Consider the following 16,595-nt stretch of genomic DNA (forward strand, 5'->3'; position numbering starts at 1 on the left):
ACTTTTAGATAAAATAAGTATAATCCCTATTCTTAAACATATTCATTTTCTGATATTCAATATTATTATAATATTTATATCTATCTACATACTGGAACTTTCTAATGCTCATTAAAAAACTTGATAATTTAGATTTTGGTTATAGTGCAGATGAGCGTTTTTTTCATTTAAGTTTGACAGGTTTATTTGATTCAGTAAGAAAAGCAGCAAGGGATGCAGTTTTTGGATTAAATCTTTTGGGTGGGATTTATGCTAGGTGTGAGCATATCTCAGAAATGTATAAATCAGTTTATCCAACTGATAGCGCACAAATTGATATAAGCATTGATCTTAAGGAATTTGATAGAATCATATTGCTTTTTCGTTATTGTAATCAAATTGGTATCAATATTCATCCTGAAGATTTATATACGTTCGATAACGGTGCAATGTACAATTATAAAATAAATGAATCTGCATTTGGTACGGCCAAAGTAGGTTTTTATTTAGCCGCCGCTAAAAAAATCGCCGATGATATGAAAGAGCCTCTGGAATTAAAAGATTATACTTTGCCAACTAATAGAAATTTCTGGTTACAAGAAGAAATAACCTCACATGCTAAAAATGAATACACCGCTTACAAAGAAAAGTGGACAAAAAATTTATCTTTTTTCAAATTGCATCCAGATAATCTTGAGGCAAAACAGAAAGTGATTAAAGCGAGTATCGATCATATTACAACGATTGTAGTAAACATGGTTAATAGTCATCCCAAGAATCCAAACTACTATGATACAAGTATCGGTTGGTATTATTTAAATAACTATGTACATTTACAAGACCATTTGAAAAAATTTCCTGACTTTCTAATGAAGAACCCTAAATACTTTGAAGAAGAATTCTCTTTAATCCGTGATGAAGACATGGGTAAATTTAAGTTGCTTGCCAATAAATATATAAACCTTAGAAAACAACAAGAGGATTTTGATAGCTCCAAACAAAGTATAACAGAGCAGCAATCTAGCAACTACTGTACGTTGCTTTGAAGGCTGGTTAGCTTCCATACGTATTTAAACTTGATTGATTTGCAATGTTTAGCCCAGCTAATGTCTGCCATTCATTTGCAAAGAACCAGCTAATGCATGTTTGGCAGAAAAGTGAGCATAGCCTTGACTAAACAGTGTCTAATCAGGGATTTACTCTTTCTAGTACCCATTAATATAGATAGTATAATAAAATTAAAAAGATCATTTAGAGGTTAACACTTAACTTACACCATCCCTCTATAAGTACCTTTTACCATTTTGCTATATAGCTGCTTCAGGATGACTATATGATTATAATCAACCGCTAGGAACCATTCTTAAATATTGATAAACTTATTTAATGTATTAAGTGAGCTATTATAACAACTCACGATGAAGCAAATAAATTTGCATTCGATTCCTTTATAATGGCGTTTGCGCCAGGAAATGACTATCTGCTTGATCAATAGTTCTCTTCTGACCTCGTATTATTTAATCATTCAGCATCAAAGCAATTTAATTTAAATGATTTAAAATCAAAGTTGCCTAATATAGGAATTTAAAAAGTGAAATTAAGGATATTATTGTTACACCCGATCGTATTACATTTCATGTAAAACAAAACGCATTTTATGTTCCAGAGAATAAACCTGTTATATTAGATGTTATGAACTTCTATAAATTGTTTAATGGCAAAGTCAAGGAATGGCAAATGTGGTTTAATCAAGGTAGTGCTCATGAAAAATTTAAATGCCGCATGAAGCATTTAATTATGAAAATGCTTTTATACCTTGTTTGTCTAGTAACCACTTAAGCCATTGGCCACCTTTAAATTAAATTTAAAGAACTATTAACCAAGGGCTATAATTTTTAATTGCCTACCAACCTAGGTAATAGTAAATGAATTATAAATGTCAGATATCATTAATTATTTTGGCCATATGGATATCGGTCAATAGTCCTTTAAGAGCTAATAATAAGGGTAAAGATCCTTGCCAAAGCTTAAGTACTTCTAGCTATGTAAAAAAAATATTACCTTATACGTCGCAAATTATTGTTATTGATTCAATAGGTGGCATTAAGGCTAATATGACACTTTGCCAACGTCAGGGAAGCATATGGAAACCTATGTTCCTAACCTCTTTTAGAGCCGTTATAGGAAAAAATGGAATAGCCTCAATTGGAAAAAAGAAAGAGAGTGATTTAAAAACACCTGCAGGACTATATCCTATTGGAGAAGCATTCGGCACTAAACCATTGGCGCTTAAAATGGATTATAAATATATTACAGTAAATGATAAATTTATCGATGATGTAAATAGCAGATATTATAATAGGTGGGTATCTGGTTCAAAGAATGCTAAAAGCTATGAATCAATGCTCATAGAACCTTATACTTATGGCGCGGTAATAAACTATAATATGAAGCCAATAATAAAAGGCGCAGGCAGTGCTATCTTTATACATCTATGGCGATCACCTAATACACCAACAGCTGGTTGCATCGCTTTGAATAAAAAGCATTTATTAGAAATGTTGTATTGGCTGGATAAGGCGCAACATCCCTATATTCTTATACATGAAGTTTTAAAAAATTAATGAAAAAGCTATTTAAATACACTTATTACTTTCAATCATCTTAAAAGATTAGGAAATTTAGAACTCCTTCCCCTCTTAAGGAAGTATTTTTAGTTTTTATTATAAGGTAAGTTTTTTTGGTAATGTGCTAAATATTCGTCCTTTTTAAAATAAAATATTTCTATATCAAAAGGAATTTAAACAAAATTATACTTAACTCAAAACATACCAACTATTTCCCGAACTACTACACAGGCTTATCCCCAGAAATTGTGAATAACTTTAAACTTAATATTTTTCTATACTACATAAAATCATGAGGTTCCGTAGTCATTTAGAAACCATCCTTTAATAATATAAATACACTAAAACAAGCCTGCCTCTAGTTTTAACGAAGATTTAAGCTAACAAATTATAAAATATCCATTTTTAATACAAACTCTTAAGGTTAGCTTAATATTTAGTCACTATAATTCGAAACCTTTCAAATTACTTTTCATTTTCATATGACTAAAATTAAAGTTGCTGTAACTTACAGTCCTGAAGTTGGTGGAGTTAGTGTTCTATCACTGAAGGAATCATTTACCTCGGCAAATTTTGAAGTGATTGATGCTGATTATAGAGAAATAATGAGAGCCATACCTCAGGAAGGGTTTACGGAGGCATATGCTACTTCTGAAGGCCGTAATAAGCTTTTTGCCCATGCTAAGTATATGGCTGGACAACTTCTAAATAATGTATCCTGTTTAGCATTATCCGGTAACTCATCAATGATTGATCCTCTTCTATTTAATGAAAATCGCACTACAAATGATCAGTATGATTTTTCGCGAACCATTGCTGAGCTAGCTTTAATCCATGTAGCCACCCAAAGAGGGATGCCTATTTTAGGAGTCTGTGGGGGGCATCAAGCACTGGCTGTTTATAATGGGTGTACAGTTAAGCCGTTAAGCGAAGCTGAACTAGGAAAGCAGAAATTTCGTTCTTATGACAAAATCATTTTCACCATGCAATCTCTTTTAGGTCAAATTTTTAAAGACGAAAAAAATTCATCTTCTGACTCTAAAATGTTGGATAGGGATTTTTTTGGGGCCCATAGACAAGTTGTTAACCAATTAGGTGAGTATTTAATTGTAACAGCTTGGTCAAGCGATAACCAGTTTATTGAAGCACTTGAAGGCGAATATGGTGCTCCCGTCATTGGTACTCAATTTCATCCTGAAGTTACAGTACATGGTTTACCGCCTGATTCAGCTTATATAGGCAGCCAAGAAGACATTCAAATTAGCTTAAAATTATTTCGCTTTTTTTATGATGCAGCTCAAGCCTATGATATTAAAAAAAGTATCCAAACAGAACTAGAAACAGGCGCTAAGAAACTTAAAAAAATAGAATTAAACGTAAGTATAGATAAGCTATCAATCAATGCACATGAAATAAAAAGTAGTATTCAAGCTCAGGACAATATAACGAACAATTATGAAACTGCACAAATTCCTTTCATGGCTGCCAAAGTGAATACACCTGCCAAAATTAATACATCTACTAAAATTCATGCACCTGCTCAAGATGATACACCGGCTAAAGTTAATGCACCGGCTAAAGTTAATGCACCGGCTAAAGTTGATACACCTGCCAAAATCATGCGCAATAATTATGCTACTTTTTGGCAAGAAAAAGAAGTACAGACTTTAAACAGCGTTAATGCACAGCATAAGCAAGGTAACGGGACAATAACAATTCCGTAAGTCCTATTTAAATCTATAGGTTGTGATTTTAATTCCTAAGAAATTTAAAATGACAACCTATATCATTTTATGTATAAACTTTTAGACAAATTAGAATTAATTCTTTTATATTGAAGGTGATACAGGGTTAACTCCTACAATTGCTTTATCAATATATTGATTGACAATTTCTTCTACTTCCTTTTGATAAGTTCTAAATTCGCTTTCTGATTTTGGATAAGGTAAAAGCCCAATTAACACTTCTGCTTTATGATAATAGCAATTATCATCTTTCAACATTTCATTGATATGCCAAAATATATCATCTGGCAATTTACTGCAAATTTTTTCAATAAGTCGCTTTTCTTCAGTTTCTACTGTGGTTTTCGATACAAATTTAGCTTCAGAATTAAAAAAACGATATAGGGGATTAGTTTGCGGGGTTCGAGTTAATCTAGCTAATTGTTTATCTCTAAAACAAGTGACTTTATTAAATAAATCTTGGGTCGTGACTTTATTTCTAAACCATTCGGGTAGTAATGCAGTTATACGATCAAAATCAGCTGAATTATTACTAGCAATAATAATATATTCTAAGGTTATACAGCCAGCAAATACATCCTTTCCTATTGATCTTATACTAACTGGTATTTCCAATGTATGTAAATTATTACAACCATAAAATGCCCAATTCCCAATAGAGGTTACACCATTAGGAATTACTAATTTGCGCAAATCAATGCAATTTTCAAATGCACTCTCACCAATTAAGGTGATTCCTGCAGGAAGGTGAAAAACACCATCAGAAGTAATATTATCTTTGGTTACTCTTAAGAATGTTTTACTATCTATGTTTAACTGCATTTCCTACCCATAAGAATATGAGGCAACATAAATTAATTTTTGTACCTCTTCTTTAACAAAAAAATTAAGAAATATTAAAAAAATCCTCAATATTATTTTAATGAAGCCCCTGATTGGAATGGACTATATTAACTAAAATAAATTAAACAAATACGGTGTTATTATAACCTAGGTAATAATTCAAATGAAATAACTATTACTAATTAGTCCCCCTGCCTACGCAGGGAGAGTCAATTAAATAAGTGAAAATAATTATGCATCCGCAGAAGCAGCCAGCATCCAGCGAGCTTTTTCATGGGCAGCAATTCGATCACTAAGTAATGTTACAGTCCCCTCATCTGCGTGCTCTTGTGCTATCTTAAGAGATTGGTTTAAATCCTTAATTAAAGTTCCATTGTCTTGGGCCAATTCTTTTACCATTTCATTCGCCAAACGGTTTGAATCTCCATCTTTTACCCGCTTTAAGCGATTAAATTCATCAAATGTGGCAGGTGCTTTATGTCCTAATATTAAAATACGCTCAGCTATTTCATCTACTGCTTCTGCAAGCTCTTGATATTGATTTTCAAAAAGCTCATGTAATGCCTTAAATTGCGCCCCCCGTACATGCCAATGATAATTTTGGGTTTTCAGATATAAGGCATACGTATCTGCTAATAATATAGAAAGCTGACTAATTACTTCACTCATGTCAATCTCCTTAATATACGTTAATGATGAATTTAAGCATAGAACAAATAAATGATATTTAAAAATCAATTATTTATATTATTATCATTGGAGATATTTATAATTTAAGATTAAAACCTAATAAATAAATACTCTCTTTTCTGCCATTCAAAGAATAAAATCTTTTCTTTAGTAAATAAGGATACTATTCAATCTATGATTAATGGCCTAATTTTAAATAAGGGTAGGATAGGCATTTTTGCAGGAATAGTATTACCTATAGGAGAATTAGAAAGCTTAAATCCATTGCTATTGTCACCCTAAATAATAAATATCAAGTATAATAGATTTTTTCATCTTTTAATAAGAGCTAGATAATGGATGAACAACTTTATACTATTCCAATTACGGATTTAAATCAGATTAGTAACACTAATCAACAAACAAGCTTACAAGCGCTTGAAACTGGAAAAGTTATTTATTTTCCTACTTATTTCTTTGATTTCTCAAGTGTTAATAATTTATTAACCGAAACTATTTTAGATGGCAAGCGGAAAAATATTAGTTTTGATTATCGCACAAAAAATTTAAGTGGGGTTAAAAAGCAAGGACCTAGTTCATTTAAATTAAAAACTGAGCTAAGAGAGTTTATGCAACAATATGCTACTTTTGCCAGAGTACTAGTTAATACATTATTGCCTCAGTATCGCGCTCACCTACAGTGGGGCAGAACTAGCTACAGGCCAGCGCAAATTTTAGGCCGCTCTACCTCTAAACGAAAAGATGATACAAGATTACATGTAGATTCTTTTGCTTCTACCCCAGTTAATGGCTTAAGAATTTTACGTGTTTTTTGTAACATTAATCCTTTTGGGGAACCGCGTGTTTGGCATCTAGGAGAACCTTTTGAACAGGTCATGCAACGCTTTGCCAAGCAAATCCCAAACTATCGAGCATCCACAGCAAAATTATTAAAGCTCATTAAAGCAACTAAAACGCTACGCTCAGCTTATGATCATTATCAATTACAATTGCACGATCGCATGAAATTAGATGAAAGTTATCAACAAACTGTGAAAAAGACCTCTTTTGATTTTGCTGCTCAAAGTACATGGCTAGTATTTACCGATCACGTTTCTCATGCAGCATTAAGTGGCCAATTTCTCTTAGAGCAAACCTTCTATTTACCCGTTTTGGCTATGGCTAAGCCTGATTTATCTCCCCTTAAATATTGGGAACGTGAAAAATCAGCTCAGTTGGCGACTTTATAATTATTACTTATAAAGCCTATATTAAGAATACTTTTTCTCAATAATAGTTTGATAAAATTGCTGATTGCTTGGTGCTGCCGTATGCACATTTTCAGCCACAGTTTTTATCAAACTTAATTGCTCTTTAGCCGATTTATCTTTACTTTTTAATAAGTTATAGATTATTGCTACGCCCTTAGGAACTAGCTTTTCGGTTCCATCCTCAAAACATATATTTTCACCACCGCCATTAGATATAAAGCTATAATCTTCAACTTTAAAAGAGGTTATTTTGATCAACTCCTCAATAGATTTTAAACGTTCTAAGTGTACCTGGTCTTCTTCAATAGTTTCTTTAAGTGATCTTTCTTTCATAAAAAAATTATAAATTAGTGAAACCTATAATTAATTATAATTGCTAGTAGAAAAAAAAAGTTATTTTTTGTTAAAATTTTTTATTAATTTTACAATTGTAATTGCTTAACATCTTTTCTGGCTTACTTATAATGGTAACATTACTATAAAAAAACCAATTTCTAATAATTTACTTACCTTAGGCAGTCAGTATTTTTTTTTAATCTAATCCTTCATATTAAAATAATTATATTGTTTAAATCTAATTCTTAAATTATATTTCTGGGTCATTGTGAATTTATTTAAGGCGAAAGTTATGAAGGTAAATGGTTTATACAGTACCCTACAATATAAGTTAGCTCAACAGCCTGATTTTAAATTAAAAAATCAAATTATACCCCATCAAGATGTCACACTAAATAATAAAAATTATTATCGGCTTGCTCTGCCTGTTAATCAATTTAAATTAAGCGAAAATTGGTTACTTAATGAAGCTCATCTTAGTATTTATGAGGAATTAGATCATAAAAACCCTGTTTTAGGGCCAAGCCATTTTACAGCAATATGGGAAAATAAAGAAGGTGCAGCTTACCGCTTACATATCTTTTTAGATAATAATGATGTTTTAGCTTGCCACCCAACATGGGATTATATAGACGCATCAGGACAATTTATTAAAGCAGAGATGCCTGCTGAATTAGAAAGTTTAGTTCAAATTGTTCTGCAGCTTGGTTTGCCCTATCTTCAGCAATTACGCCAAGAACAGGGTATTATCGTTCAATCATTGGAAGCAGAGAATGCAAAACTTGAAAAGACACTACAGCAAATGTCAGCAAACTTACCACAAAATCAAGCGCTATACTTAGAACAGGTGGCAAAAATTAAACCTATTCTCAATGAGTTATATCAAATCACAAGCCATGTTAAGTGGTATCGGTTACAAAATTACTTTAATAAATTCGCAAGAGCGCTTATTAATCAATTTAATACAGAAACAGTCTCATCTACTGACGATCGAGAGGATTTTTCAGAACCTAAATCTACTCCCGAGAGTTCAATTCAAAATTCCTCTAATTTACAAAAAACATCAAAAAATCAAAAAATTGTAGAGCCCAAATTACTTTTTAACGAAATTCTCGCTATTTATAAAAATTTTTCCAGGCTTAAGCAAGAAGAGGATCAAATCAATCTCATTAATATCCTTAATAACAAAATTAATTTATTCGATTTAAATAATTGGATTTTATCTTTTGCAGAGATTGAAAAATTAAAGCAAATTGAAACAGATATTGAAAAAACAGCCTTTCCTTTATTACAAACCGCTCTGGTTACCAACCAATTTGAAAAAGCTCAATCGTTACAGTCTTTTTATTATTTGCTAAATTCAAATATTTATGCTTTTAGCTTAAAGCAGCGTAATTTTAAATTGTTGGATTTTCTTATTAAGAATCTTCATATTCCAGTTAATAACTATAAATTTATGGTCGTTAATATAGACTATCCTAATGCTTTGACTTATTGTATGCAGGAACGCAACAAAGACAGTAATTTGATAAACTGCTTTGCTGAACTTATTAAAGGTGGCGGTAATTTAATGCTACCGATTTCTACAGGCCAGGCACCTATAGCCCATATTATTTTATCTAGTCAGCCAACTCACCCTTTATACTCGGCCTTAGAAAATACTGCAAATTTAACGCTTGATAATAAAGCATTTTACCAACGACTCATCTCAGCTATGCAAGCTTATAAAAAGCAAGTTACAGACCGAAAGGAACTTATTAAAATTGATAAGGCTATTTCAATTTATCAGCAAATGCTGAACGACATTAGCCTTTCTAAACAACTTTTTAATAGCTCAACTAGAAAAACATTCAGAGAATTGGGGCAAATTGTCACCCAAATTACCTCATCATCTTTAATAACTCAATTACAATTAGATCCCGATATTATCAATGCAAAATCCAGGATGGAGATGCAAGTCCAAATGCTGTTGCAAAAATTTAAAAGAAATCGACGCAATCATTTAAATCTTCCTATAAATTCGATACTACAGGCAGATTTTAAAAAAATTCAAGAAAATTTATTAACTTTTGAACAAATTGATTGTGATTATGAGGAGCTGAAAGAAGCAGCACTTAATAATTTTCAACTGATGGCAGAATTATTTAATGAAATTGATAATCTATTTGATATTACCCAGGAATTGCGTTCCAAAGGGATGTTTATAGGTAAAAGAAATAAACAAGTTCATCAATTAATTAGAAACAAAGAAGAAGCCGAAAGTAACATAAAATCCCTTGTAAAACAGCTACCCTTAAATATATTAAAGGAATTGGATTTACCTGCAGACAAGGAATTAGCGGAAATCTTAAAACAAGCACAAGATTTACAGGCTAAGCTAGCTAATCTTAATCAACAATTAAATAAGTTTGGTTTTTTTAACAAGGAAACTAGTAGTAGTGTTGTCAGCACATTCAACGAAGATAAGGAAGAAATGAAGAAAGAGTCTGAATTATCTGATTATATTCTTTCTTAACTAAAGTGGAGCATCATTTAAAGAATAACAATAATCTGATTATTTAGAGCAAAAATAAAAAACCCGCCAAAGGCGGGTTCTTATTTTGGGTTGGAAAAGGCTTACATCATACCGCCCATGCCACCCATACCGCCCATGCCGCCCATAGCACCAGCGTCCATAGCACCAGCATCACCTTTCTTAGGTAAATCAGCAATCATGCACTCTGTAGTAAGCATTAAGCTAGCAATAGATGCAGCATTTTGTAATGCGGTACGAGTTACTTTAGTTGGATCTAAGATACCAAACTCAATCATATCACCGTATTCACCAGTAGCTGCATTAAAGCCAAAGTTATCTTTGCTTTCAGACACTTTGTTAACAACTACAGATGCTTCATAACCAGCGTTAGAAACGATTTGACGTAGAGGTGATTCGATAGCACGACGAAGGATATTAATACCCATATCTTGGTCTGCGTTATCACCTTTTAATCCGTCTAAAGCTTTTTGAGCACGAATTAATGCAACACCACCACCAGCAACAATACCTTCTTCAACAGCTGCGCGAGTTGCATGAAGAGCATCTTCAACACGTGCTTTCTTCTCTTTCATTTCAACTTCAGTTGCAGCACCAACTTTAATTACTGCAACACCACCAGCTAATTTAGCAACACGCTCTTGTAATTTTTCGCGATCGTAATCAGAAGTTGTTTCTTCCATTTGAGCACGAATTTGCGTAATACGCGCATTGATATCTGCAGCTTGGCCTTCACCATCAATGATAGTAGTATTTTCTTTAGTCACTACAACACGTTTTGCAGTACCTAAGTCTTCTAAAGTAGCAGCTTCTAGGCTCTTACCAATTTCTTCAGAAATAACTTGGGCATTCGTTAAGATAGCAATATCTTGTAACATTGCTTTACGACGATCACCAAATCCAGGTGCTTTTACAGCACATACTTTAACAATACCGCGCATGTTGTTAACAACTAATGTTGCTAATGCTTCACCTTCAACATCTTCAGCGATAATCAATAAAGGACGGCCAGATTTCGCAACACTTTCTAAAACAGATAACATATCGCGAATAGTAGAAATTTTCTTATCAACTAATAAAATAAATGGATGCTCAAGCTCAGCACTCATGTTTTGTTGATTATTAATAAAGTATGGAGAGATGTAGCCACGATCAAACTGCATACCTTCAACAACAGATAATTCATTGTCAAGACCGTTACCATCTTCAACAGTAATTACACCTTCTTTGCCAACTTTTTCCATCGCTTCAGCGATAATTGCACCAATTGCTTCGTCAGAGTTTGCAGAAATAGTTCCTACTTGTGCAATTGCCTTGCTATCTTTACAAGGTTTAGACATTGACTGTAATTGCTTAGTAATAGCAGTCACTGCTTTATCAATACCACGTTTTAAATCCATTGGATTCATACCAGCAGCAACAGCTTTATGACCTTCAACCATAATTGAACAAGCTAATACTGTAGCAGTTGTTGTACCATCACCAGCAGCATCAGATGTTTTAGAAGCAACTTCTTTTAACATTTGAGCGCCCATGTTTTCAAAACGTTCTTCAAATTCGATTTCTTTTGCAACTGATACACCGTCTTTAGTAATAGTAGGTGCACCGAAAGAACGCTCGATAACAACATTTCGACCACGTGGGCCCATAGTTACACGTACAGCGTCAGCTAACCCATTTGCACCAGCAAGAATTTTTTGACGTGCTGAGTCACCAAAACGTAATTCTTTAGCCATTTAAGTCTCCTATAATTCGTTTGCTTACTTTTCGATTACACCGAAGATATCTTCTTCACGCATAACGACTAATTCTTCACCATCTACTTTAACTTCTGTACCAGAGTATTTACCAAACAGAACAATATCATCAATCTTAACAGCTAATGCACGAACATCACCATTATCTAAATATTTACCTGCGCCAACCGCAATAACTTTTCCACGCATAGGTTTTTCTGTAGCGCTATCGGGAATGACAATACCACCAGCTGTGGTACGTTCTTCTTCCAGACGACGAACAACGACTCGATCGTTCAAAGGACGAATTTTCATACTTCTCTCTCCTGATTGGTTAATCACCTATAATTTTCAGATTACTCTGACCTTTTAGTAATCCACATAAGGTATGAATTACCGATGACAGCCATATGGGGGCAAATACAATTATTTCAAGGGGAAAAGATAAAAAAATTTTGGTTTTTTTACTGCGCGCACTACAATGGACAACTGTATAGTAATCTTTCAGAGGTATTTATGAAAAAATGGCTTTTATTTACCTTAAGCTGCCTATTTTCTATTCTTTGCTTTGCAGAACCTCTACCGGTGAAAGACATCTTTCAAGTGCATGTAAGCCGCCTTAATCCTAACCAATTTTTAATTAAATGGGATATTAAACCTGGGTATTTTTTATACAGCGATCGAATTAGTATCAATGTACCCGATAACAGTAATGTTCAATTAGGTGATATCCCTTTCCCACCTACTTTAACTAAAACTGATTTACAAGGTAGAACCTATACCATTTACCGCAATCAACTAACTCTTTCTATTGGCGTTTTAGGTAAAGAACCCGGGGAAGCACTTATAAATCTACATTATCAAGGTTGCGCAGACGACGGTTTTTGCTATCCACCGCAAACTAAGAAAATAAAATTAACGATTGCAAAGGATTTATCTTTAAGTAGTGCTGAGTTATTTCAAGATAATAATTTAACTGAAGATAATCCTCCCTTGACTGAAGAAAATAATACTAATTTTGATTCCATTTTTTATAATCACAATCTTGTGATGACGCTGCTTACTTTTTTTGGTTTCGGATTATTATTATCCTTTACACCTTGTATTTTACCTATGATCCCTGTTCTTTCTGGAATTATTGTGGGCCATAGTAAAACGATAACTACAGGTAAAGCATTTCGTTTATCGTTGAGCTACGTGTTAAGTATGTCAGTAACTTATGCCCTAGTAGGTGCACTTGTTTCCCTACTAGGAAGTAACCTACAAATTATTATGCAATCACCCTGGGCAATTGGCTTTTTTAGTCTTCTTTTCGTTTTATTGTCTTTGTCTATGTTTGGCTTTTTTGAACTAAAGTTGCCCGTTACTTGGCAAAGTAAATTAGCACAATTAAATCGCCGGCAAACAAGTGGCCATTATTTAAGTGCAGCTATTATGGGTTGTTTATCGACATTAATATTATCGCCTTGTGTAACAGCACCTTTAATTGGTGTCCTTGGCTATATTGCTAACACAGGCAACGTTGTGTTTGGTAGCTTAAGTTTATTTTTCTTAAGTTTAGGAATGGGAACACCGCTCATTTTAATTGGTACTTCTGCTGGCCGCTTATTACCAAAAGCAGGTCTTTGGATGAACACAGTTAAATCTTTTTTTGGAGTTTTATTGCTAGGTGTTGCTATTTACCTGTTAAGTAGGGTTTTACCTGGCATCTTCAGTATGGTCTTATGGGCAACTTTGTTTATTTTTTCTGGTATTTATCTAGGTGCTTTAGTCCGTGCAACTACTAATTATACAAAATTCTGCCAAGGGCTAGGCATCATCCTTCTCGTTTATGGATTATTGATTTTAGTTGGTGCAAGTATGGGAGGAACTAACCCCTTACAACCTTTATCATCCTGGTCTCAAGCAAAAGAAAATAATGAGATTGGCTATCAACCAGTTAAATCAATTGGAGAAATTGAGCAAGCCATTGCAAATGCAAATGCCCAAGGCAAACCAGTGATCCTTGATTTTTATGCTGATTGGTGCGTAACTTGCCAATTTATTGAGGCTAATGTCCTACAAAATCTAGAGGTTAAAGCCCTTCTAAAAAATTTTGTTGTTTTAAGAGCTGACATTACTGCCAACAATACAGCTAATCAGGCGCTAATGCGTAAATATAATGTTGTTGCTCCACCTACCTTTTTATTTTTTAATAAAGAGGGTGATGAGCTAGAACATTCCCGTTTAGTAGGAGAAATGAACAGTCAGACTTTTATTAAACGGTTACAAAGTGTACAAGCACAAGCGAGCCTAGAAAATTAGTTTATAGAAACTCATCAAAAATCGGTAAAAAAACCGCCTAAAGTTTAAGGAGGAGGAACTTGCTGCGGCTGCGGCACACCAGGCTCCATTATTGTACCAGGTTGAATAGTTGTTTCAGACGGAGTGGTAACTGGCATTTGCAAGTTATCTACGGGCTGAGCAGGCTGAATAACCTCTTGTTGTTGAAGTTGTTGAGGTTCGCTAGGCACATTATTAGTAGGAGTCATTATCTCTGTAGGTTGATTTCCAACTGGCATGCCAGGCTGTATAGTCATTTCTCCAGGTGCTGCTGGATTAGTTTGTAGTGAGCTAGGCTGATTTATTACTTCCTGAGGCTCAACAAGGCCAGGTTGACTAGGCTCTGGCGTTGTTGTAGTTCCTGCCGGGACGGTTGTATCCATTTGATTAATTTGTGGTTGAGTCACTGGCTCTGGTTGTATAGATTCATCAGCTGAATTTACATTATCTTGGCTAACACCAGGTTGGATAACTTCTTGGGGTTGCTGAAGTTCTTCAGGCTGAATAGTTTCTTCCTTAGAAGGCGCGGTATTATTCTGTTCAATATTGGGATCAATTACTTCTTCAGAACCAGTCCCTTCAGATTGTGCAGGGGCTTGTCCAGTAGGTTCGGTTACAACGGGTTGGGACTCTTGCTCCTGTATACTATCTTGAGATTTTATATCGCCTGGCTGCTGGCTATCAGGTGCTGTTATTACATCAGGTTGTGTTGCTGTATCAGGCTGTTCAGTTGGTTTAACATCAGTAGGTGTAGGGACCTCCTCAGGCTGAGTGATAGCAGGCTGTTGAGCAGGCTTATCTGTTACCTCGGCTGGTTGAACAATATTATCTTTTTGCTGAACGTCAGTTTTATTATCTTTAATATCGCCATCTTCCGATTTCATATTGTTTTCATTTATTAATTTTGGCTCTTCTTCTGGCTTAATGACGTTTATTTCACTACTACCTGTTTGTGGTGTTGCTTCTTTTGCGGGCTGCAAGTTTTGCAAATCTTCTGTTGCCAACGGTTTGCCTGGATCTTTATTTAATAATTTTTGCTCTTGAATAAAAGGAGCCGGTGGCGCAGGTGGCGGCGTTATAGCAACAGCCGGTTGATTTTCAATAGCAGATGCAGGTTGTGCCGTTTTTGTATCTGCACTCCCTAATAAGCTTTCAGATTCAGGGGCGATAGCTGCAATCGGCGTTTTGGGAGCCTTTATAATTTGTGCAGCAGGAACATCAATTAACGCTTGACTTACAGGCCTTGAAGATACAAATGCCTGCACTGGCACAGCGCTTATAGCATTGTTAATATTTAAATTCTGATAATTAATAACCGTATTAGGATTATTATAAATAGTCGTCAGATAATTCTGATTAATATAGGTATTACCTAAATTAAGCTGAGTAAAGTAAGTCTGACTAACTGGATAAGGTGGAATATATACATCCCCAGGACCTAAAGGGAACCAAGCTATACCTCGTCTTCCAGCAGCAAGGTTGAGGGAGTAGTTGCGACCACCTACAAAAGCAACGAGCGCAGGTGCATAAATAGGCTCAATATTGGCAGGGCCTGGAACCCAAATCCAGCGTCTTTCTGCAAAAGCCCAGCGGCCATAATGAAAAGGAGCAAATCCCCAAGGTTGGTCATCAACCCAGGTCCATCCCCAAGAGCGAACCCAAGTCCATTGACCCACTCGATAAGGCGCCCAGTCAGTGCTTATGCGATTCGGAACCCAAGCCCGGCCATATTTTTTAGTTACTATCCACTTACCATAATAAGTAAGATCTTCATAACCTATCATAGATGTAGAAACATATGTTTTAACTTTTATAAAGCGTTCATCACGCGCTATACTCCATCGATCAAAGCTGTCAGTTGGACCAATGGCTGCACATTGAAAGCGGCCTAAATTCATGCCCCAAAATTTACAAATACGTCCCAAAGTCATCTTATAAGCATTTTTGCGGCCATAAACGATTGCACCTCCCTTACGCACAGTAACCATAGTTGCCTGTTTAGTTACATCAATTCGATAATAACCAGGCTGGCGAATCACAAAAGCTAGATTTGGCGTGTCAATTTCATAAAATTGTTGAGGCTTAATATAACGTATGCTTAAGATTAAAGTACCCTGGGTAAGTTTAAATTGGCCAACCGTATTATTAAGATTTAATATTTTCATATAAGTTTGGGGGCCTTGCCTAAGCGCACTTAGCCCCAGTTGAAGTTCAGTCTTAGAGTCTAAATCTGTCCAAAGACTATCCCCTACAATAAGAGGCCTATTTAATTTAGCTTTCACCCAACGATTTGCACCAGCAGGAAGAAAACTTACTACATTATCCATAAAACTGATACGAGCAACCCGATTAGGTGGATCAGCGAACGTGATATTAGCCACAGACATAGCTATTAAGATAAAAAAAGAATATAAAAATGGCCATTTTTTCATAAACCAGATCCTTGTATTAAAATCTTAAAATCACACCTAATGTCTTTAAGTTAATGTTTATTATAAATAATTTATTTTTTTAAAATAAATTGTTGTTGATTA

General features: G+C 34.5%; 12 protein-coding genes. 6 read left to right on the top strand and 6 right to left on the bottom strand.

Features of this window, described 5'->3' with window-relative positions; translation table 11 throughout:
* The first annotated feature begins 104 nt into the window (after nucleotides 1-104).
* The 3 genes from DYH30_RS11185 (at nucleotide 105) to DYH30_RS11195 (ending at nucleotide 4,330) form a co-directional block, all read left to right on the top strand.
* Entirely contained in the window at nucleotides 105-1,025 is a 921-nt protein-coding gene (locus DYH30_RS11185) for a hypothetical protein (protein WP_115331736.1), read from the top strand.
* Between the two features lie 879 nt (nucleotides 1,026-1,904).
* Nucleotides 1,905-2,603, top strand: a complete 699-nt coding sequence (locus DYH30_RS11190; protein ID WP_115331737.1) for a L,D-transpeptidase family protein — start codon at nucleotides 1,905-1,907, stop codon at nucleotides 2,601-2,603.
* Nucleotides 2,604-3,088: 485 nt separating this feature from the next.
* Nucleotides 3,089-4,330, top strand: coding sequence for a gamma-glutamyl-gamma-aminobutyrate hydrolase family protein (locus DYH30_RS11195; protein WP_115331738.1), 1,242 nt, complete (start codon nucleotides 3,089-3,091; stop codon nucleotides 4,328-4,330).
* Between the two features lie 105 nt (nucleotides 4,331-4,435).
* On the opposite strand, the gene DYH30_RS11200 is transcribed toward DYH30_RS11195, so the two are convergent.
* Nucleotides 4,436-5,173, bottom strand: a complete 738-nt coding sequence (locus DYH30_RS11200; RefSeq protein ID WP_115331739.1) for a leucine-rich repeat domain-containing protein — start codon at nucleotides 5,171-5,173, stop codon at nucleotides 4,436-4,438.
* Nucleotides 5,174-5,425: 252 nt separating this feature from the next.
* A complete protein-coding gene (locus DYH30_RS11205) occupies nucleotides 5,426-5,863 on the bottom strand; it encodes a Dps family protein (protein ID WP_115331740.1) in 438 nt (145 codons plus the stop codon).
* A 356-nt stretch (nucleotides 5,864-6,219) separates the two neighbouring features.
* On the opposite strand from DYH30_RS11205, the gene kdoO reads away from it, so the two are divergent.
* The gene (kdoO, locus tag DYH30_RS11210; protein ID WP_115331741.1) at nucleotides 6,220-7,113 is read left to right on the top strand and encodes a Kdo hydroxylase KdoO; all 894 of its coding nucleotides are present in this window, start codon (nucleotides 6,220-6,222) and stop codon (nucleotides 7,111-7,113) included.
* Between the two features lie 21 nt (nucleotides 7,114-7,134).
* On the opposite strand, the gene DYH30_RS11215 is transcribed toward kdoO, so the two are convergent.
* Complete coding sequence (locus DYH30_RS11215) at nucleotides 7,135-7,467, bottom strand: hypothetical protein (protein ID WP_115331742.1); 333 nt, start codon at nucleotides 7,465-7,467, stop codon at nucleotides 7,135-7,137.
* Between the two features lie 295 nt (nucleotides 7,468-7,762).
* Here DYH30_RS11215 and DYH30_RS11220 point away from each other — a divergent pair, with 295 nt between their 5' ends.
* Nucleotides 7,763-9,985 carry a serine--tRNA ligase gene (locus DYH30_RS11220; RefSeq protein WP_115331743.1) on the top strand — a complete coding sequence of 741 codons (2,223 nt, stop codon included), beginning with the start codon at nucleotides 7,763-7,765 and terminating at the stop codon, nucleotides 9,983-9,985.
* Between the two features lie 101 nt (nucleotides 9,986-10,086).
* Here DYH30_RS11220 and groL read toward each other — a convergent pair whose 3' ends face one another.
* Entirely contained in the window at nucleotides 10,087-11,739 is a 1,653-nt protein-coding gene (gene groL, locus DYH30_RS11225) for a chaperonin GroEL (RefSeq protein ID WP_115331744.1), read from the bottom strand.
* Nucleotides 11,740-11,763: 24 nt separating this feature from the next.
* The gene (gene groES / locus DYH30_RS11230; protein ID WP_115331745.1) at nucleotides 11,764-12,054 is read right to left on the bottom strand and encodes a co-chaperone GroES; all 291 of its coding nucleotides are present in this window, start codon (nucleotides 12,052-12,054) and stop codon (nucleotides 11,764-11,766) included.
* A 201-nt stretch (nucleotides 12,055-12,255) separates the two neighbouring features.
* On the opposite strand from groES, the gene dsbD reads away from it, so the two are divergent.
* Complete coding sequence (gene dsbD / locus DYH30_RS11235) at nucleotides 12,256-14,043, top strand: protein-disulfide reductase DsbD (RefSeq protein WP_115332565.1); 1,788 nt, start codon at nucleotides 12,256-12,258, stop codon at nucleotides 14,041-14,043.
* A 44-nt stretch (nucleotides 14,044-14,087) separates the two neighbouring features.
* Here the strand turns inward: dsbD and DYH30_RS11240 are convergent, their stop codons facing one another.
* A complete protein-coding gene (locus DYH30_RS11240) occupies nucleotides 14,088-16,493 on the bottom strand; it encodes a DUF6600 domain-containing protein (RefSeq protein ID WP_115331746.1) in 2,406 nt (801 codons plus the stop codon).
* Nucleotides 16,494-16,595 lie beyond the last annotated feature (102 nt).

This window comes from Legionella busanensis, from assembly GCF_900461525.1.
GTDB classification, from domain to species: domain Bacteria; phylum Pseudomonadota; class Gammaproteobacteria; order Legionellales; family Legionellaceae; genus Legionella_C; species Legionella_C busanensis.